Here is a 17,441-nt window from a genome sequence, read left to right on the forward strand (position 1 = left end):
ACCAATAACCAAGGATGACCCTTGGTATACCAAGGGTCATCCTTGGTTAAGCCTATCGGCCTAGGATAGAATCTAAAGTGTTTTTCTTTACTACTAACCTTGCAGGAACAAAGCCGGCGATGATAGTGGCGAGTATGATGAGGAAGGCGCGTAAGAAAGTGCCTGGGACTTCAGCTACTAATATGCCGTCGGAGAATGGGAAGTTGATCGGATGAGCAGCGAAGAATGGCACCATAAATCCGTAAAGGAGGGTCATGCCTATAAAGATGCCTAGAGTGGCATAGAAGACTGATTGCAAAACGTATGATATCTCGATCGCTCCTGGAGCAATACCGATACCTTTCATAATACCGATAAATTTTCTTCTTGTAATCGCGTTAATAAATACTACGATGAAGATGGTAATAGAGGCGACGACCAGGCTGATCGAGCCCATGACGTTTCCGAGCATGCCAAAAGTATTTTGAATATCGAGTAGGAACTTCGGCAGTGATTCCTGCCAGGTTTGTACTCGCGATGTTTCCCCTACCCCGGCTTTAAGCAGAGCTTCTTTTACTAAATAAGGGTCACTTCCTGGTTTTAATTTGATCGCAATTTCGTCCACATTAAAATCGCCTCTTCCGATAAGTGGTCGTAAACTTCTATCAAGCATAAATATTCGCATGTCGATAGAATCTGTTTTAGATTGCACGATGCCTTTTATCATTACTTCTTTGGTATTACCGCCTACAGTAAGTCGTACTCTGTCGCCCACAGCTACGTTTTCTAGGAGGGGAAATCCCGGAATGTCGACCGGTAAATATTTTTTAGTTAGGTTGGCGCCGATTAAGATAGCGTCGGCATCGCCGGAATTAAGGTAGGAACCCTCGATGATTTTGGAAGCCAGATGAGTTGTCGCATCTTCTGTATCAGGATCAATACCAGCGACTACTCCCCCAGCACTATTTGGATCATCGGCAAGGCGCACTCTTGCTTTGTAATTGGCCTCGATACTTCCTGATTCCATATATCGAGCCGCCACATTTTCCACCCAAGGCATATTTTTGATCGTGCTCAGTATCGCTGGGCTGTTTTCAATATAATTTTTCTTAGTCAGGTTTGTGATCAAAATATCACCCGAATAATTTTCTACATACACGTCAGTCGAACCTTGAAGTAATCCGACTAATATTCCACGCACCACTACTAAATTTAAGAACGTGAGCGTCATCACAAATATAATCAAAAAAGTCGTCGATTTCCCCGACCTCTTCAGTTGCCGCAGGGCCAAAAAGAACCCAACTTCCATATTGGTTCCCCACCTATTTATTTTTTTAGTTATTCTTTCCATTTACTTCAACCCTTTGCAGTTTGCCGCTGGAGTATAGCCTGCAGCTCGGGCTTCGTCGATAGAGGTAAAGGTAATTTTATTTTTATCTGATATTTGTTTGGCTCCAGCACATGTCGGCAGGTGGTACTTGGTGCCGTTTTTTGACGCCACTACCTCAATTTTCCCCAAAGCCTCTTCTTGAGGAATTGTGGCCGCCGCAGGTTGAGTATTTTTTATAACAGAGGTCTTATTTTTTTCTATATCTTGTTCTTGGTTCTTGATACTTGATACTAAATTTTCTTTTTCTTGCACTACTCTCACTGGTTCCTTCTCGCTCCTTATTGCAGTAAATCGACCCACACAAAAAGCACTTATTGCTACCAACACTACTACTGCGACCCACCACCAAGTACTTCCCAGAAACTTTTCAAACTTGGATTTTAGGCTGTTTTCCTCTTTTTTTTCTAGATCATCTATATTTGCATATTCTTCCATATTAGTTTATTATACATCCCAATATGGCACATAAGAAAGCAGCAGGTTCAACTAAAAATGGTAGAGATTCAGGCCCTCAATATCTCGGGGTCAAACTTGGTGCTGGTTCTGTGGCTCAAATCGGCTCTGTTATTATCCGCCAACGCGGCTCTGCTATCCTACCTGGTAAAAATGTAAAAATGGGTCGCGACCACACCATTTTTTCCTTGAAAGAGGGTAAAGTAGAATTTTCCTCAAAACGCAAGACTCATTTCGACGGTAAGATTATGGTGAAGAAACTTGTGAGTGTGGTGTAAGTATATATTTCTTATACCTCACCCCTCTATATAAGAGCCAGATAATAGCCACGGCGATGGCGAAACGCAGACCTATCAGTTTTATTGTATTTTCTCCTATCACAAAGGCTAAGATGCCCCAGAAGGCACTCCATGCGATTATTGTTGGTATGGAATAAAGAAGGAATTTTTTAAATGGAAAATGTAGTATGCCGGCTGATGTAGAAATGAGCGCGGCCAAATTTGGATGCCAGTAACTCAAGAATATTGCTTTCTTACCGTATTGAGTCAGTTTATTTTGAGCGTCTTCTATCGGTTTTTGAAGCCCAAATTTTAGGAGGATCTTGTACCAACCGTATTTTCCAAGTAGATAGTTGCAGGTATAGGCAATGGTGAGGCCGAGACTCACGAGAGTGATGACCAAAGTGACAGCCATTTTATTATTCCCGGCGAATATTACCCCCAGGAAAATGACCAAACTCCCTGGGTAATAGAGCCCAGCGAAGAGCATCCCCTCTATAATCGCACTTGCAAGTACTATCCAATATCCATAGAGGTCGAAATAGTGTCGAGTCGCTAGTATAAGTTCTGTGTCGTTTGGTAAGCCCGACTTTTTCCAAAAAATCCACAACAAAGTAAATACGACGAGGAGTACTAAGGGCGCCCCCACTACTCTCCAAATATTCCTAATCATGCTTTTATCTTATCATCTTATTGACTTAATAAATTCTTGTAGTATCCTTTTTTATCGGAGGGAAAAAACTATGAAGTTTAGCTTGTATCGGGTCGCTCTCGCGTGCCTTATTGGCGACTTTGGGTCGGCACTGGTTGGGGTGCTCGGCAGCGAGGCAAACAGTGCGAGGCGTCTAATGGTTCAGACTGTGGACCATGTGCTTTTTACAATCTTCGTGATTCTCATTTCTTACCAACTCATCTGTGATATCGTGGATCGGAAGAATAAAGCCGATGCTCCGGATGATGGACATGGTGAGCAAACAGGTTGAGAAGCGGGGGCGTGGAGAGATCCGCGCCCCTTCCGTTTTATAATGCCTCAACTGATAGAACAAGTTCAGCTTTCTTACCTTCGGTTTTGATTTCTATTCTATGCTCTCCAATTTCTTTTAGCATCCCTTTCATCAGCAAAGATTCTTCCGGCAATTTGATATTAGTTTGTTCTTCGATTGCTTTTAGAACTTCTGTTTTGTGAATGCCAGCAAACAAATGTCCTGCTTCACTTGCTTTTGATTTGATTACAATTTTCTTTTCTGAAAGAGATTCAATGTTTTTTTCCAAGAGTTCTTCTTGAATTTTTCTTTCTTCTTCATCTCTACTTCTCTCTATTTTTAATCTCGCCACTTCTTTCTCTGTCGCTACTACTCCCATTTTCCTCGGCAACAAAAAATTCTGCGCATAACCCTCCGCTACATCCTTCACATCTCCCTTCCTTCCTATTCCCGCTATATCTTTTAGCAAAATTACTTTCATATTATCCTAACTCGGCTATATCCTTATCTAAAAGATAATACTCTTTTAGAGTAGCTTCTGCTCTTGGATCGTCAAAAGGAATAAATTCAAGTTTGCTATCTTCTCTTTTTTTACCGAACCAAAGATGTTTATCACCTGGAGCTGGGTTAGGGTTGATATACATACCTCTGTCAGGACCGATTCTATTTTGATGAGCAATAACTTCCCTAGCCGCATCCCTTGCTTCTATTTCTTGAGGGCTATTTTCTGGAGAGTCTGCTGTTGGTTGTGAATTGAAACTCATGAATTATAAATTACCTATAATGGAATCATTCTAACCCAATCCTATATATAATTAAAGCTAAAATTGGGTTTAGGGTATTTAACTTGACAAGTACCCCAATTTGGGTGTATAATACAGGAGGTAAATCCATTGCCAAAACCTTGGCTATCGGTAGAGGTGAAGTGCTTTTCCAGAGGAACGCAAACCCACTGGATCGAGACACATAGTCTCCACCTCGTAGTAACTTGTCAAAGGCAAAATCTCTCGAAAGGAGATAGTAGTATGAAAACCAAAAGTGCAATTTTCCAGATGTACGCCCCAACGGACAGCGAGGTTCCCTCGCATGAATCCGGCCCGGGCCTGCCGGTGGTGTTATTTTTGGCTTTTGTTGCTGTGGTGGTTGGAGTTATTTACTCTCTGCATACCAACAAAGAGGGATACTCCCTGGCGGCTCTAGTGATGTTGGTTGCCTTAGAGGCTATGTGCCTCTGCACCATCATAATCCTCCTCCTCGACAAAAAACGGGGCGGGTGGGAGAGGCTTACCACAGATTACAAGCTCCGCATCGTGCAAGCAAAGGCTGACGAGCTCCAATATCTTTTGGGGTGGCACTTCGCCAAGGACCTACTCTTCAGGATGACCGAGGAGGAAATCCGAGAACGCGCCCACTCTGTATTGCTCTGGGCCGTGAAGGACATTTTGGAAGCCCAGAGCAACCGGAGTGGGATCCCAAGGATCGATTCGCCCACGGTTCGTCAGTATATCGACGAAGCCACCAATTCTCACAGATCAGGACTCGAAGCCGACCTCGGAAAACTCTATGATGGTCTGCTTCGATTCGGAGTCGTCGAGTCGGGCGGGTACGGCAAGTACTTCGATGAGGTGCGGGAAAAGTATCCGCACCTCTCTGAAATGTAGTTGTGTAGGAGTAACTCTCCAGCACACCAAGGGCCGCGCGGCAACGCGCGGCCCTATTTCGTATTCAAAAACTCCACCGCTCTCTCTAGTACCCTGTCCTTACCAGAAGCTACATCTTCCGCCGTATTTTTTATTTCTATTTTAGGCAACAGGCCCCCATTTGATATCGAGTTACCGAGCGGGGTGAGCCAGTGAGCGATAGTCACTTTAAGTGATGTGTCCCCTGTTATATCGACGAGTTCCTGCACCGAACCTTTCCCAAATGTTTTTTCACCGATAAGAACGGCTTTGCCGTGCTCACTCAAAGCTCCAGCCAAAATTTCGGAAGCTGAGGCTGAACCGCCATTTACTAGGATGACAAATTTCAAATTTTTGTTGAATATATCGTAACCATAACTCCTATGTTCTACATTTTCTCTCTTACCTCCAAAATCTTCCGACACGATTATCTCTCCAGTTGGCAGGAACCAGCTTGCCATCGATACTGCCGCTTCCAAGTAACCTCCTGGATTATTGCGTAAATCCAAGATTAATTTATCTGAACCTGATTCGACGAATTGTCGGAGAGCTTGTCTGAACAAATTTGCTGAATTTTCGGAGAAGCTGAAAAGTTGTATGAGGTAGGCTCCGCTTGGAAGTTTTTTGTAATCAATAGTTGGGATGTTGATCGTATCGCGAACTATACTTTTTACTAGTGGTTCTTTCACTCCGTCCCGAGCGAAAGTGATAGTGACAGCAGTTCCCTGCTCTCCTCTTATGAGTGAAATAGCTTCTTCGGTCGACATTTTCACTGCGTTGGTGTCGCCTATCTGCAATATTTTATCGCCCGCTTTTACTCCAGCTTTCTCCGCTGGAGTATCTTTGAGTGGAGCGATGACAGTCAGGATGCCGCTTTGTGAAGCGATTTCCATACCTACTCCACTAAACGAACCTCTTATTTCTTCGGCAAACATTTTTGATTCGACTGGAGGAAAGAAAACAGTGTAAGGGTCGCCATAAGCGGAGGCCAAACCTTCGATCGCTCCCCAAACTTTTTTGTCGGAGGTTAGAGCAGTCGTGTTGGTACTTGTCGAAGATACAAATTTTTCTTCGAGTACCCTCCAAGTTTCCCAAAATGGATCAAAATTTACATCAGCTATTTCGCTCTCTGGAACTCCGCCTATGTTTATGACAGCTCTTTTTTCTTCTTTCCCTTTTCCAAAATAAAAACCAGCGCCAAATATGAGGCCGATCAAAGCTATGGAAACAAATGTCTGGGTCAGGGTGCCCTTGTATGTGGATAAAGGCGAGGCGGTAAATTTCTCTTTAATATTGAACATTGATACAATTGTATCAAAGTGATCACTCATTATCAAAAAAAATATTCTTCTTGGCTCGATGTTAGTTTGCCTCAAAAGGAAGAGATAGAGAAAATTATGCGTGAATACGGACTCGATTCTTCCATCGCAAATGATTTGTTGCATCCTACTCCCAAGCCGAAAGTAGTTGCTTCAGGCGACAAGCTCTACACCGTGGTCCATATTCCTGTTCTTAAACACAGTCACTCTGGTACAAGTAGTGAACAGGAAATAGATTTCGTCATTGGTCGTAAAGTTCTTATTACTGTGCGCTATGACACGATCGACGCTCTTTATAAATATGCCAAAGAATCGGAAGTGAAGGAGATGCTCGAACGCGAGGAAGGCGGTAACCACACTTTCGTAGAAATCATGACAGGAATTTATACCTGCCTTTTTGATGAACTTTTATTCATTGAAGATAGATTAAATGGTATAGAGAAAAAAATATTTCAAGGAAAAGAAAAAGAGATGGTTCTCCATATATCCAAAGTTGGTCGCGACCTACTTAATTTTAGAAGGGTGATCGAGCCTCATGGACAGATGTTTGCTGAACTGAAGCTTCTCGGTACTGAAGTTTTAGGTAAGAAGTTTAATACTGAAATGGATGAACTTATCGAGGAATGGCAGCGTTTGGTAAAATCGGCTAACGATCATGCTAATTTCCTTTCAGAACTTCGAGAGACGAATAATTCCCTTCTTTCTACCAAACAGAATGAAGTGATGAAAACTCTCACCGTTCTCGCTTCTATGACTATTCCCGCTTCTATTATCGCTTCCATCTTCAACATGGCAGTCGATCTGCCCCTGGTTGACCGGGCAGACGCTTTCTATATAATCATCGCCAGCATGATAGGGCTTTCGCTCTGCATGTTTGCCTTCTTCAAAATAAAAAAGTGGCTATAGGATTAATTTCTAATTTTTAGTTCCTAATTTTTATTTAATTATTAATGTGTTAATGTTTGGAAATTCCTAAATTTAGTCATTGATTAAAAATTTTAAATTAAAAATTGAAAATTAAGATGGATATCAAACTTCAGAACACACTTACGGGAGAGAAGGAAAGATTCTCGTCAATATCTGATGGCACAGTCAGTATGTATCACTGCGGACCGACAGTTTACGGTAGGCAGCATATTGGCAACCTCTCCATGTTTGTTTTCACCGATGTTTTGCGAAGAACTTTTGAGTATTTTGATTATAAAGTAAATCAAGTGATAAATATTACTGACTTCGGACACCTTTCTGGTGACAACGAAGGTAATGCCGATATAGGGGAAGATAAAATGACTAAAGGTTTGAAAGCTGAAGGTCTAGAAATAAATATGGAGAATATGAAAGTGCTGGCCAAAAAGTATGCGGACATTTTCAAAGCCGATCTGGAACAACTTAATATCAAGAAACCTTCCCACTTTCCTTTTGCATCTGACTATATAGAAGAGCAAAAAAAACTAATAGAAAAATTAGAAGAAAAAGGTCTCGCTTATATTATTAGTGATGGAGTTTATTTTGATACGGAAAAGTTCCCAAATTATGGCAAGCTCGGCCCCCACTCCGTCAAAGACTTCGCGGGGCAAGCAAGGATTAGTGAAAATCTGGAAAAGAAAAACCCTAAAGATTTTGTTTTATGGAAAATTTCAGAGGTTCCCCCGATGTCTGACATAGGGAAACAGGAATTAGGTTGGGAGAGCAAATGGGGCCGAGGCTTCCCGGGTTGGCATATCGAATGTACCGCTATGATTTTTGCTTTGCTCGGTGAGCAGATTGATATCCATACCGGAGGGATCGAACACATAGGTGTACATCACAATAATGAAATCGCTCAGGCCGAAGCGGCGTCGGGCAAATCCCCTTTCTCCCGCTTCTGGCTGCACCGCGAACATATTCGCATTGACGACACGAAACTCTCAAAATCGACTGGCAACGTGCTCTACCTTTCTGACCTCAAAGAACGCGGCATCCACCCGCTCTCTTACCGCTACTGGCTTTTGACTAGCCGCTACAACACCCCAAGCAATTTTACCTGGGAAGCTGTGGAGGGAGCGCAGGTGGCGCTTGAAAAAATCGTCGCGGAATATGCCGAAAAACCAAGGATGACCCTTGGTTCCGGAATTGCCGAAGGCGAACCAAAGGTCATCTTTAGTTTTTCTGAAGCTATTGCAGATGATCTCAATACTCCCGTTGCTATTGCTTTGCTTCAAGAAATAAATGACAAAGAAACTATAAATAAAATGGATCAGGTTTTGGGTTTAAACATAAAAAAATTAGCAGAACAGATTCGGGAAATCCCTGATGAAATAAAAGATTTACAAAAACAACGTGATGAGGCTCGCAAAAACAATGATTATAAACTCTCCGATGAATTGCGCGACAAAATTGAGCATGCCGGTTTTATGGTAAAAGACACGGGCAATTCTAGTCTTATTTTAAGATCTCTCTCTACTATTGCCCAATAAACTTGACGGATGATTATTAATTTGCTATAATACTAGAGGATAGGTAGTTTGTCAGTCTACAGGAGGGAAACATGAATCGTCTTTTGCAGGTGTTGTTTTTGCTTGTGCTACTCGTAGGGGTTACCCTAGTGGCACAAGAAGCGCCGGAAAACATCCCGATCATCGAGCCGGCCGGCGGGGACAACCCGACCGGAGGCACTTATTGCTTCATGGGCTACGTCCCCAAAGACGTGAACGCCTTGTGGCACATCGTCGGTTCGCGTTGGCGTGAGGCTCTTGCCCACCCCAAGAATGTGGTGTTACAGGAAGCCGAACGCGAGTTTACTAAGAAGGGAATGGTGTTCTACGCCATGAACCTCGGTGAATGCTTCTTCGTCCCTCCGGGGATGAAAGCATACGTTCCACTGATCGCGGAAGAAGTAGTCAAGTCCGACGGCGCGAGGAACGAGGGTGGTACGAACGCAACTTCTAACGAAGCGGCGATCGATACTCCGCCAATCGTTAGTGATTCCATTCTTTTGGGTGTGTTCTTCCTGTTTGTCGTGGTTCTTACGATTTTCGTTATTATTGAAGTCAAGAGAGATCGGACAAATCGGCTGGAAGCGCTCAATTGGGAGCGCGACCATCCCGCTGAAGCTGGTCCTCCTGTCATCGAAGGCGGAATGGAGCAGATCCGTGCGGTGGATCGAATCGAAGTCGCTACTGGCCTACTGCAGGATGTGGCCGCGGCGAGCTTCGTCCCGGATTCGAAACCTCGGGAATACCGGGTGATCGGAGAGATCGTCCGCGGTGTTCTCAACGGGACTGGGATGGTCCAATATGACGGCATCGATCCGCAGGAGAGAGTGTTTACCGACACTCCTGCTGTGCGGGCCCTCATGGAACACATCCCGACCGGGCAACGTGTTCACCGATTCGTCCTGTGGGCATGTGCCAACGGCGCGTGGTCGCAGATGATCGGCGGTGACGGGCTCACTTTCACTCCGACTCTCGATCAAAACGGCCTGCAGATTCGTCTCCAGACTCCTATCGTCCAGGCAACCGCCGCGGATGTTCAGAAGTATGGGGAGCCTGATTACGATCCCCGTTACGACACTGTCGCGGCGGCCATGGGCAGAAATGAACCTCTCGTCCACCTGGCTGCCGATCTACCTCGTCGCAACCGAGTATTCATCGGGGGCGAACGGTAGCGGAGACCACGCACCACAATCCCGTCCCGGGACTCAACCAGAGTCCCGGGCGGTTTACGTTTGATAAAACTAGTGAGGTGTGCTTTAATTTAAAAAGATGTGGCGGTCAAACTCGTTTTGCGGAGGGGCAAGTGGAAGGGTACATACCGGACATTGTTTTTCTTTGCGTCGCTATAACGCTTTCAAGTTGTGCGGCGTTTCGACACAGTCAAAATAAACACAAGAGAAAGGAGGTCAAAAGTGAGGGATTGGTTCTACAACCAGAAACCCGTGGAGAAGGACAGAAACAAGATTGCAGACGCCAGACGTTCGAAGAAACGGGGGCGCAGTCATTCCCACCGGCTTAAGAGAGGTCCCAAATGCCGTATCCCCAAGGGAGAGCGCGGGATCTATCGGCGCCGGAATTATGGGTAAAGCTTTTACCAGCGGTCGGAGTGTGATGCTCCGACCGCTGAATGTTTATTTATATTGAGAGTATCACTAGAAAGTGTTAAATTGAACCTGGAGAGAAGATCCTATGATAGTGAGATTAGTAGCACTCGCAGTTCTTTCTAGTCTTTGTTTGGTGCCCGTCGTGGCTCAAGCAAGGATAGATGTCGTCGCTTTAGATCGAGCGAATGACAAAATCGCGAAAAAGGAGTTTGACAGCGCGGTCGGCCTTTTCGTATTGATTTTCACGGATTTTAATCCGAGAGATCTTGAGACCTGTAACTTGGTCTCTGCTCACGCGGCTATAAGGTGGGTTGAAAATCATGCAATGAGGCGACCAGGGGAAATGGCCGCGCTCGGAGTGACGGCCCAAGCCGCCGCAAGGGTACGCAGAGTATTTGCGGGGATCCTTGCGAGAAACATTTTCGAGAAGCTTGAGAACGGTGAGTCCGTAGAAGGAGGCAGGTGTAGTTTACCGACCTTCGTTACAGGATCGCCGACCGGTTCGGGTTTTACCGACCTGACGAGTTTTTCCAAAATGATCTCGTTTCTCGAGTCTCTCATCACGAGGGACAAAGAGGTGCGAGATGAGATTCCCGAGAAAGGAATCCGCAAACTTCGAGAGAAGTACCTAAAGTGAACGCGAGCGGATGGAAAGCTTCGGCGTCCTCCAAGATGCCGAAGCTTTTGCTTTTTTAATATTTTTACATTACTCTTAGTTTTGTAATAAAATTTTTGTATTTAAATTAAAATGAAACTTGTTATCGTAGAATCACCAGCGAAATCGAAAACAATTTCCAAGTATTTGGGAAGCGAGTATAAAGTGCTCGCGAGTATTGGGCATGTGCGGGATTTACCAAAGAGTAACAAAAAAGCTATCGATATCCCTGGTGGCTTCATCCCCCATTACGAAATAAGTAAAGGCAAAGAAAAAGTGGTAGCTGAAATAAAAGCGGCTGCAAAAAAGGCAGATGAAATATTGCTCGCGACAGACCCCGATCGTGAGGGAGAAGCTATTGCTTGGCACCTCTCAGAGATTATTACTGAAGGAAAGAAGGAAAAAAGGAAAGATATTAAAAGAGTTACTTATCATGAAATTACGAAGGAAGCTGTGGAAGAAGCCTTCAAACACCCACGAGATATAGATGAAAATTTAAAGGAAGCTCAAGAAGCCAGGCGAGTTCTGGACAGGCTCGTCGGTTATGATTTATCTGGTTTAATTTGGAAAAAGGTGCGATATGGCTTATCCGCTGGGCGCGTCCAATCCCCCGCTTTGCGCATTATAATGGAACGTGAGCGCGAAATCCGCGCTTTCAAACCGGAAGGATATTGGGTGGTAACGGCAAAACTTTCTACAGAAAAAAAAGAAGAAATTTTATTTACTTGCACTGAAGAGCCGAAAACAGAAAAAGAAGCAGCCAGTATCGTAGAGACAGGAAAGAACAATGGATGGAGAGTGGTGAGCGTGGAAGAAAGTCAGGTGAAAAGAAGTCCACGGCCACCATTTATTACTTCTACATTACAACAAGCTGCTTCAAGTAGGCTCGGTTTCGCTCCTTCGAGAACTATGGGTATTGCCCAGAAACTTTATGAATCAGGCCTCATAACTTACATGAGAACTGACTCTATCACTTTGTCGGGCAATGCTATTTCCCAGATAAATAACATCGTGGAGAAAAAATTTGGCAAAGGATTATTTTTAGCCAGGAAATTCACAAGCAAATCCAAAAACGCACAAGAAGCCCATGAGGCAATAAGACCGACAGATTTCAGCAAGGATTCTGCGGGTATAAACGATGAACAGAAAAAGTTATACAACCTCATTTGGTCCCGAACCGTCGCCAGCCAAATGCAAGACGCAGAGATGATGAGGACGAGGGTGCTTGCGAATGTCGGGGAACCAAGGGTCACCCTTGGTATTCCTGATTTTGCAGCCAATGGCCAAAGAGTCGTCTCCCCTGGTTGGCTCTTAGCAGATATAAAAGCTCGCGGAGAAGATGTGGAATTGCCAAAAATGAAAGCTGGGGATTCTCTCAATCTTTTAAATATAGGAAGTGAAGGTAAGCAGACAGAGCCACCAGGTCGTTACAGTGAAGCAGGTTTAATTAAAGAATTAGAGAAAAGAGGTATCGGCCGCCCTTCTACTTACGCTTCTACTATTAAAACTATTGTGGATAGAGGTTATGTGGAGAAAGATGGTAAGGCTTTGAAGCCGACGGACACTGGCGACGTCGTCTCTACTTTCTTGGAAAATAATTTCGAAAAATACATTGGTGACACTTTCACCGCCGATATGGAAGATGAGCTGGATGATATAGCCCTAGGTAAAAGGAAATATGAGCCGACCCTGCGCGAATTCTATGGGCCATTTCTGAAGGATGTGAAGAGTAAAGATAAAATAGATAAACTGACTACTCTGGGCGACGTAGATCCCCAAATTAAATGCCCTATTTGTGGCAAAGGCATGGTAATTAAGCTCGGTCGCGGAGGCAAATTCATGTCTTGCGAGACTTTCCCAGATTGTAAAGGTATGCGGACGATACTCGGAGAAATCATAGAGGAAGCCAAACCTATTGGGGTGGACCCAACAACAGATTTGCCTATATATGTCATGGACGGCAGGTTTGGGCCATATGTACAGTTGGGTGAGAAAGGAAAAAAGGAAAAAGGAAAGAAGGAAAAATTAAGAATGGCCAGTATTCCGAAAGAGAAGAATCCTCATGAGGTAACAGTGGAAGAAGCTTTACATTACCTCTCTCTCCCCCGCTTACTCGGTAATCACCCCGAAACTGGCAAACCAATCTCAGCCAATATTGGGCGCTTCGGCCCATATGTCGTACATGAGAAAGATTTTAGATCTCTAAAAGAAGACGACGTTTATAAAGTCACATTTGAACGAGCTCTAGAAATATTCTCTGAACCCAAAAAATTCCGCCGTGGTAGATTTGCAAAGAAGGAAGAAAGTTAGCTTCCTCTACTATAAAGAGAAATTTTTGACGGAGTAAATATCTTGATCTTCCTTGCCCAGCGAAGCTCGACCACCAGGAGATGCGGCGTTGGGTATTAGAGTGTTATCGTCTTTCTTTATATCTTCAGGAGTCCTGTCATCCTCGGCCGTCGTAGCTATTTCAATTTTATCTACCTCCTCCTCTTTTTTGGGTTCTATATTCTGACTTTCAACTTTATGAACTTTTGACTTCTCACTCTCCTCATATCTCTCCATCATCTCATTCCTGCTACTAGCCTTTTTATTTTTTAGGAGTTCGAATATTGCATTAAGGTCGTCGTATGAAAAGAAGTCGATCATCAGCTTACCCCCCGTTTTTTTCCTTTCTATCTGCACACGGGTACCTAGACTTTCAGAAAACTTTTCTTCAAATTCGAAAACGACCGGATCCATTTCTGGAGTAATAACACGAGCTCTTTCCACAGCGATTTTGCGAGCGATAAGCTCGGCTTCGCGCACTGATATTTTTTTGTAAAGTACTTCTTTGAACAGAACTGATTGTTCCTGTGGCCTGTCCGAGAGCATGAGGAGTGGTCTAGTATGGCCTTCGGTAATCTTTCCTTCTGAAACAGCATTTTGTATTTCTTCCGGAAGGGAAAGTAGGCGTAAGGTATTCGATACGTATTCTCTACTCTTGCCTATTTTCTGAGCGATAGTGATGTGTTTGAAACCAAATTCGTCCACTAGTTTTTTGAAAGCTCTGGCGCGTTCGACTGCGTTCAAATCTTCTCTTTGCACATTTTCGATGATAGCAAGCTCGAGTTTCATCAGGTCGTTTTCCTCCCCTGCTCGTATGAGTACTGGCACCTCTCTTAGGCCTGCGAGCCTCGATGCTCGTAGGCGCCTCTCTCCTGCGATCAATTCATATTCTACTTTAAGACCGTCCTCTCGAAAGTTTTCTTTGCGGGTGACTACAAGTGCTTGGAGTACACCATATTGTTTTATCGAATCAGCCAGGGCCTGCAGAGCCACTGGGTCAAATTCTTTCCTTGGCTGGTATGGGTTTGGTTTTATTTTATCCACCTCGACCCAAAATATAGAATCATTATAAAACTGTGACATAAATAATTTGTGTAATTATAGAAAAATTATAGCAGAATAATTTGAAAAATGGTAAAGTCTAAAGTAAGTCCGCTGTTGCTCGAGCTATGGCGGGACAAAGCCGGAGTGGCGGAATGGTAGACGCGCACGACTCAAAATCGTGTATCGCAAGGTGTGAGAGTTCAAGTCTCTCCTCCGGCACTTGACAAACACTACGTAACCTGCTATACTGTGAGCAGGAGGCCTAGTATAAAAGATCCCAACTAACACCGGCTCCCACAGTAACTTCCATTTTTTCCTCATCAAAATAAGTATTTTGGATATTACTCAAGCTAATTTGGACTCCATTGGTAATGGTTTGTCCGTTAGTAGAATGTCCTGTATTTCTGATTTTTACAGCAATATCACGATCGTGATAGCCCTTTAGTATTTTGGCAAGTTCTTCTATATTCGTGGGTGATTCAGTGATTTTGGGTACACCGCGATATATTCCACCAAAATCACTTTGATCAAAATCGTGAGGAGAAAAATTCCCACTAGTTTTATACGGTTGGTCGGGCTCAGTGGTCATATTTTCATAATGAATTTACAATTATAATCATAAGTATATACTAATCTTTTTCAAGATAAACTTCTATGCAAAAAATACTAGTGATTCTCGGCCCCACGGCATCGGGCAAAAGTGAGGTGGCTGTCGAGTTGGCCAAACAATTTAATGGAGAAATTGTTTCGGCTGATTCGAGGCAGGTGTATAAGGGGCTGGATATTGGTACCGGCAAAATTACCAAGAAAGAGATGCAGGGTGTCCCCCACTACTTACTTGATGTTGTGAGCCTTAAAAAACAGTTTTCTGTTTCTGATTATAAAAAACTGGCAGATAAAGCAATAGACAAAATTTTAAAGAAAAACAAGCTTCCTATTATTTGCGGCGGCACAGGGCTTTATATAGATGCTCTACTTGGCAAAATTAATATCCCTGAGGTACCACCCAACCCCAAACTACGCAAACAACTTGAAAGCAAACCTGTAGCAGAACTATTCAATATCTTGAGAAACTTAGACCCAGAGAGAGCTGGGAATATCGATGCTAAAAATCCTAGAAGACTTATTCGAGCGATAGAAATAGCATTAGCTGGCCCCCACTCTACATCTCCCTCTGGTCGAGTTTCGCGGGGCAACACATTGAAATACAATGTGTTGAAAATTGGGATCAAAATAGAAGAGAAGAATTTAAAAGAAAAGATAAATAAGAGGATCGGGGGGTGGATGAAAAAGGGTTTAGTAAAAGAAGTTCAAAATTTGCATAAAGGAGGTCTTTCCTGGAAACGGATGGAAGAAATTGGATTGGAGTATCGTCTTGTCGCTCTATATTTACAAAATAAAATCACCAAAGAAAAATTAATAGATAGGATACAGATAGAGACTTGGCAGTATGCTAAGAGGCAGATGACCTGGTTTAAAAGGACTGTCCGTCAAGGAGGCGGGGACAAAAAAATAATCTGGCTTCCACCTAATATCTCAAAGATGAAATCTGAAGTTAAAAAATTTATAAAATAGATGCTCCGGCTTTTCAGCCGGAGCGAGGGGTTTTGCCTTGAACTGGGAGCGGGTTCTAGGCGAACAGTGGTTCTTGAATTTCCGTAGGTACTGCTTTCCAGATTCTTGCAAACTGTTGGTTACTGGTCAGCAGTGCGAGTCCCTCGGCCTCTTTCAGCGTGATCTGGTCGAGCCTACAAGCGAGGCAAAATAGTATCGCCTCACAAGTTTCTCGAGGACCACCCGCAAGAGAGAAAATGAATCCTCTTGTGCGGATCGCACTGGCTACTTCTTTCTGTGGATTACCCGTTAGACAGAGGAAACTCGTGTCCTGTCCAGGGTTTGCAGCAAGCTGGGCCGCTTCTTCAGCGACTGCTCCAGATAGAGCGGCTACCTTGTTCGAATGTATTTCTCCAGTGATGGTTGTGAATAAGGCTACTCCATTTACTGGATTTGCTACCATGAAAAAACCGCCCCGAATCCGTTCCATGGGAGAAACATTGTTCAGAATCCACGCTAGCTGGTCATGGATTTCAAAAAACTTCTTTTGAGTGTAGATCAAGTTGCGTCCTCCAAAAACTAAGGATCTGCCTCTGCCCTTTTGGGGACGAGAGAACTGATAATATTTTAACATGTTGTTTTATTGAAAAATGGATGTGACTTGATACTGTGGATATGATATAAACTATATGGAGGATTTCGCCTATGAAGACGACAGAATTTCCGTCTTCACAGACGGTCATCGACAACTGCACTAGCCAGAGCCACATCGTCATGGCTTTGCGATATGTGCTGGGTGACAAAAACAAACGTTTTACTCACTGGGCACCGATTCAGGACGCCGAGAACATCGGAGTGATGTATCTTACCGGTAAACATTTGCCTGAAGCCGCGTCACTTTCAGGTCGAGGTTATACGGCGATCGAAGTGGCGGCGTATCTCTACGCCCAGAAGGAACACACAAAGTACCCTCCTTGTCCGGGAGCGGGTGCAGTGAAAGGCTGGAATGTTCACAGCCTCCAATTTGATGGTCATATCAGCGCCCTCGTGCTCTACACTTGGGTCTAACTAGCCCAGGTAGCTCCTACCCCACAGACCCGCCGCATACACGGCGGGTTTTCTGTTAAAATAAGTTAAAATAAAAGTATGGAATTTTTAGATGTGAAGACTTTGCTTACCATAGTGCACCTTCTAGGTGTGGTGACTGGAGCTGGAGGCGCCTATTTGAGTGATGCTATGTTTTTCAGTACAGTGAAGGATGAGAAAGTAAGTAAAACGGAATTAAGATTCCTTAAAATCGGTAGTCGGTTTGTATGGTTTGGTCTTACCCTCCTTATTATTTCTGGTATTGGTATATTTTTGACTGATACGGAAACTTATTTAAATTCTTCCAAATTTTTAACCAAGATGACAATCGTGGGAGTCATCCTACTCAATGGAATTGTATTCCACATGTCGCACCTGCCTCGCATTGAACGCCACGTCGGCCACCATTTTCCCTCCTCCGACGAATTCATGCGACATCGCCCCCTTCTCCTCGCAAGTGGTGCCCTTTCCTTTGTTTCCTGGACATCGGCCATCATCCTCGGTTCCCTCAAAATACTTCCATACTCCTACTCTTCTATCATGATCGTTTATCTATCCGTTATTATAGTCGCCATCATCTCAACTCAAATCCTCTTCCGTCATCGTTAGGATTGT

General features: G+C 43.9%; 20 protein-coding genes and 1 tRNA gene. 12 read left to right on the top strand and 9 right to left on the bottom strand.

Annotation, left to right across the window (positions count from 1 at the left end; translation table 11 throughout):
• Positions 1-52: 52 nt before the first annotated feature.
• Together VJH67_03795 and VJH67_03800 are read right to left on the bottom strand one after the other, a co-directional pair.
• Positions 53-1,330: an FtsX-like permease family protein gene (locus VJH67_03795; protein HEY4516281.1), complete on the bottom strand. Its 1,278-nt coding sequence runs from the start codon at positions 1,328-1,330 to the stop codon at positions 53-55.
• A complete protein-coding gene (locus VJH67_03800; protein ID HEY4516282.1) occupies positions 1,331-1,804 on the bottom strand; it encodes a hypothetical protein in 474 nt (157 codons plus the stop codon). It abuts the gene before it with no gap.
• 23 nt (positions 1,805-1,827) lie between these two features.
• On the opposite strand from VJH67_03800, the gene rpmA reads away from it, so the two are divergent.
• Positions 1,828-2,100 carry a 50S ribosomal protein L27 gene (gene rpmA / locus VJH67_03805; GenBank protein ID HEY4516283.1) on the top strand — a complete coding sequence of 91 codons (273 nt, stop codon included), beginning with the start codon at positions 1,828-1,830 and terminating at the stop codon, positions 2,098-2,100.
• On the opposite strand, the gene VJH67_03810 is transcribed toward rpmA, so the two are convergent.
• Positions 2,069-2,773 carry a VTT domain-containing protein gene (locus tag VJH67_03810; protein HEY4516284.1) on the bottom strand — a complete coding sequence of 235 codons (705 nt, stop codon included), beginning with the start codon at positions 2,771-2,773 and terminating at the stop codon, positions 2,069-2,071. The genes rpmA and VJH67_03810 overlap by 32 nt on opposite strands.
• On the opposite strand from VJH67_03810, the gene VJH67_03815 reads away from it, so the two are divergent.
• Positions 2,772-3,083: a hypothetical protein gene (locus VJH67_03815; GenBank protein ID HEY4516285.1), complete on the top strand. Its 312-nt coding sequence runs from the start codon at positions 2,772-2,774 to the stop codon at positions 3,081-3,083. The genes VJH67_03810 and VJH67_03815 overlap by 2 nt on opposite strands.
• 37 nt (positions 3,084-3,120) lie before the next feature.
• Here VJH67_03815 and rplI read toward each other — a convergent pair whose 3' ends face one another.
• Together rplI and VJH67_03825 are read right to left on the bottom strand one after the other, a co-directional pair.
• Positions 3,121-3,564 (bottom strand): 50S ribosomal protein L9, encoded by a 444-nt coding sequence (gene rplI, locus VJH67_03820; protein HEY4516286.1) that lies wholly within the window; start codon positions 3,562-3,564, stop codon positions 3,121-3,123.
• Between the two features lies 1 nt (position 3,565).
• A complete protein-coding gene (locus tag VJH67_03825) occupies positions 3,566-3,847 on the bottom strand; it encodes a hypothetical protein (protein ID HEY4516287.1) in 282 nt (93 codons plus the stop codon).
• A gap of 261 nt (positions 3,848-4,108) precedes the next feature.
• Between VJH67_03825 and VJH67_03830 the strand changes: the two genes are divergently transcribed.
• Positions 4,109-4,744, top strand: coding sequence for a hypothetical protein (locus VJH67_03830; GenBank protein ID HEY4516288.1), 636 nt, complete (start codon positions 4,109-4,111; stop codon positions 4,742-4,744).
• A gap of 53 nt (positions 4,745-4,797) precedes the next feature.
• Here the strand turns inward: VJH67_03830 and VJH67_03835 are convergent, their stop codons facing one another.
• Positions 4,798-6,063, bottom strand: a complete 1,266-nt coding sequence (locus tag VJH67_03835; protein ID HEY4516289.1) for a S41 family peptidase — start codon at positions 6,061-6,063, stop codon at positions 4,798-4,800.
• An 18-nt stretch (positions 6,064-6,081) separates the two neighbouring features.
• Between VJH67_03835 and VJH67_03840 the strand changes: the two genes are divergently transcribed.
• The 5 genes from VJH67_03840 to topA all read left to right on the top strand — a co-directional run bounded on the left by VJH67_03840 (position 6,082) and on the right by topA (position 13,124).
• Positions 6,082-6,987: a magnesium transporter CorA family protein gene (locus VJH67_03840; GenBank protein ID HEY4516290.1), complete on the top strand. Its 906-nt coding sequence runs from the start codon at positions 6,082-6,084 to the stop codon at positions 6,985-6,987.
• Positions 6,988-7,103: 116 nt separating this feature from the next.
• Entirely contained in the window at positions 7,104-8,537 is a 1,434-nt protein-coding gene (gene cysS / locus VJH67_03845; protein ID HEY4516291.1) for a cysteine--tRNA ligase, read from the top strand.
• A 71-nt stretch (positions 8,538-8,608) separates the two neighbouring features.
• The gene (locus tag VJH67_03850) at positions 8,609-9,727 is read left to right on the top strand and encodes a hypothetical protein (protein HEY4516292.1); all 1,119 of its coding nucleotides are present in this window, start codon (positions 8,609-8,611) and stop codon (positions 9,725-9,727) included.
• Positions 9,728-10,244: 517 nt separating this feature from the next.
• A complete protein-coding gene (locus VJH67_03855; GenBank protein HEY4516293.1) occupies positions 10,245-10,796 on the top strand; it encodes a hypothetical protein in 552 nt (183 codons plus the stop codon).
• A gap of 111 nt (positions 10,797-10,907) precedes the next feature.
• A complete protein-coding gene (gene topA / locus VJH67_03860; GenBank protein HEY4516294.1) occupies positions 10,908-13,124 on the top strand; it encodes a type I DNA topoisomerase in 2,217 nt (738 codons plus the stop codon).
• Between the two features lie 9 nt (positions 13,125-13,133).
• Here topA and VJH67_03865 read toward each other — a convergent pair whose 3' ends face one another.
• Entirely contained in the window at positions 13,134-14,225 is a 1,092-nt protein-coding gene (locus VJH67_03865; GenBank protein HEY4516295.1) for a ParB/RepB/Spo0J family partition protein, read from the bottom strand.
• Between the two features lie 99 nt (positions 14,226-14,324).
• On the opposite strand from VJH67_03865, the gene VJH67_03870 reads away from it, so the two are divergent.
• A tRNA-Leu gene (locus VJH67_03870) sits at positions 14,325-14,405 on the top strand.
• Positions 14,406-14,448: 43 nt separating this feature from the next.
• On the opposite strand, the gene VJH67_03875 is transcribed toward VJH67_03870, so the two are convergent.
• The gene (locus VJH67_03875) at positions 14,449-14,775 is read right to left on the bottom strand and encodes an FAD-binding protein (protein ID HEY4516296.1); all 327 of its coding nucleotides are present in this window, start codon (positions 14,773-14,775) and stop codon (positions 14,449-14,451) included.
• A gap of 65 nt (positions 14,776-14,840) precedes the next feature.
• On the opposite strand from VJH67_03875, the gene miaA reads away from it, so the two are divergent.
• The gene (gene miaA, locus VJH67_03880; protein ID HEY4516297.1) at positions 14,841-15,761 is read left to right on the top strand and encodes a tRNA (adenosine(37)-N6)-dimethylallyltransferase MiaA; all 921 of its coding nucleotides are present in this window, start codon (positions 14,841-14,843) and stop codon (positions 15,759-15,761) included.
• Positions 15,762-15,816: 55 nt separating this feature from the next.
• Here miaA and VJH67_03885 read toward each other — a convergent pair whose 3' ends face one another.
• A complete protein-coding gene (locus tag VJH67_03885; protein ID HEY4516298.1) occupies positions 15,817-16,374 on the bottom strand; it encodes a hypothetical protein in 558 nt (185 codons plus the stop codon).
• Between the two features lie 71 nt (positions 16,375-16,445).
• On the opposite strand from VJH67_03885, the gene VJH67_03890 reads away from it, so the two are divergent.
• Positions 16,446-16,808, top strand: a complete 363-nt coding sequence (locus VJH67_03890; GenBank protein ID HEY4516299.1) for a hypothetical protein — start codon at positions 16,446-16,448, stop codon at positions 16,806-16,808.
• Positions 16,809-16,886: 78 nt separating this feature from the next.
• Positions 16,887-17,435, top strand: coding sequence for a hypothetical protein (locus tag VJH67_03895; GenBank protein HEY4516300.1), 549 nt, complete (start codon positions 16,887-16,889; stop codon positions 17,433-17,435).
• Positions 17,436-17,441: the final 6 nt, after the last annotated feature.

This window comes from Candidatus Paceibacterota bacterium, from assembly GCA_036517255.1.
GTDB lineage: Bacteria > Patescibacteriota > Minisyncoccia > Phycocordibacterales > WO2-35-19 > DATDXE01.

Bases quoted from the DNA above. Each gene is read 5' to 3' on its own strand.
- VJH67_03890 (HEY4516299.1), top strand. From the start codon at position 16,446: ATGAAGACGACAGAATTTCCGTCTTCACAGACGGTCATCGACAACTGC.
- VJH67_03810 (HEY4516284.1), bottom strand. From the start codon at position 2,773: ATGATTAGGAATATTTGGAGAGTAGTGGGGGCGCCCTTAGTACTCCTC.
- VJH67_03885 (HEY4516298.1), bottom strand. From the start codon at position 16,374: ATGTTAAAATATTATCAGTTCTCTCGTCCCCAAAAGGGCAGAGGCAGA.
- miaA (HEY4516297.1), top strand. From the start codon at position 14,841: ATGCAAAAAATACTAGTGATTCTCGGCCCCACGGCATCGGGCAAAAGT.
- VJH67_03800 (HEY4516282.1), bottom strand. From the start codon at position 1,804: ATGGAAGAATATGCAAATATAGATGATCTAGAAAAAAAAGAGGAAAAC.
- VJH67_03895 (HEY4516300.1), top strand. From the start codon at position 16,887: ATGGAATTTTTAGATGTGAAGACTTTGCTTACCATAGTGCACCTTCTA.
- rpmA (HEY4516283.1), top strand. From the start codon at position 1,828: ATGGCACATAAGAAAGCAGCAGGTTCAACTAAAAATGGTAGAGATTCA.
- VJH67_03835 (HEY4516289.1), bottom strand. From the start codon at position 6,063: ATGTTCAATATTAAAGAGAAATTTACCGCCTCGCCTTTATCCACATAC.
- topA (HEY4516294.1), top strand. From the start codon at position 10,908: ATGAAACTTGTTATCGTAGAATCACCAGCGAAATCGAAAACAATTTCC.
- VJH67_03825 (HEY4516287.1), bottom strand. From the start codon at position 3,847: ATGAGTTTCAATTCACAACCAACAGCAGACTCTCCAGAAAATAGCCCT.
- VJH67_03850 (HEY4516292.1), top strand. From the start codon at position 8,609: ATGAATCGTCTTTTGCAGGTGTTGTTTTTGCTTGTGCTACTCGTAGGG.
- VJH67_03875 (HEY4516296.1), bottom strand. From the start codon at position 14,775: ATGACCACTGAGCCCGACCAACCGTATAAAACTAGTGGGAATTTTTCT.
- VJH67_03855 (HEY4516293.1), top strand. From the start codon at position 10,245: ATGATAGTGAGATTAGTAGCACTCGCAGTTCTTTCTAGTCTTTGTTTG.
- VJH67_03795 (HEY4516281.1), bottom strand. From the start codon at position 1,330: ATGGAAAGAATAACTAAAAAAATAAATAGGTGGGGAACCAATATGGAA.
- VJH67_03830 (HEY4516288.1), top strand. From the start codon at position 4,109: ATGAAAACCAAAAGTGCAATTTTCCAGATGTACGCCCCAACGGACAGC.
- rplI (HEY4516286.1), bottom strand. From the start codon at position 3,564: ATGAAAGTAATTTTGCTAAAAGATATAGCGGGAATAGGAAGGAAGGGA.
- VJH67_03865 (HEY4516295.1), bottom strand. From the start codon at position 14,225: ATGTCACAGTTTTATAATGATTCTATATTTTGGGTCGAGGTGGATAAA.
- VJH67_03815 (HEY4516285.1), top strand. From the start codon at position 2,772: ATGCTTTTATCTTATCATCTTATTGACTTAATAAATTCTTGTAGTATC.
- cysS (HEY4516291.1), top strand. From the start codon at position 7,104: ATGGATATCAAACTTCAGAACACACTTACGGGAGAGAAGGAAAGATTC.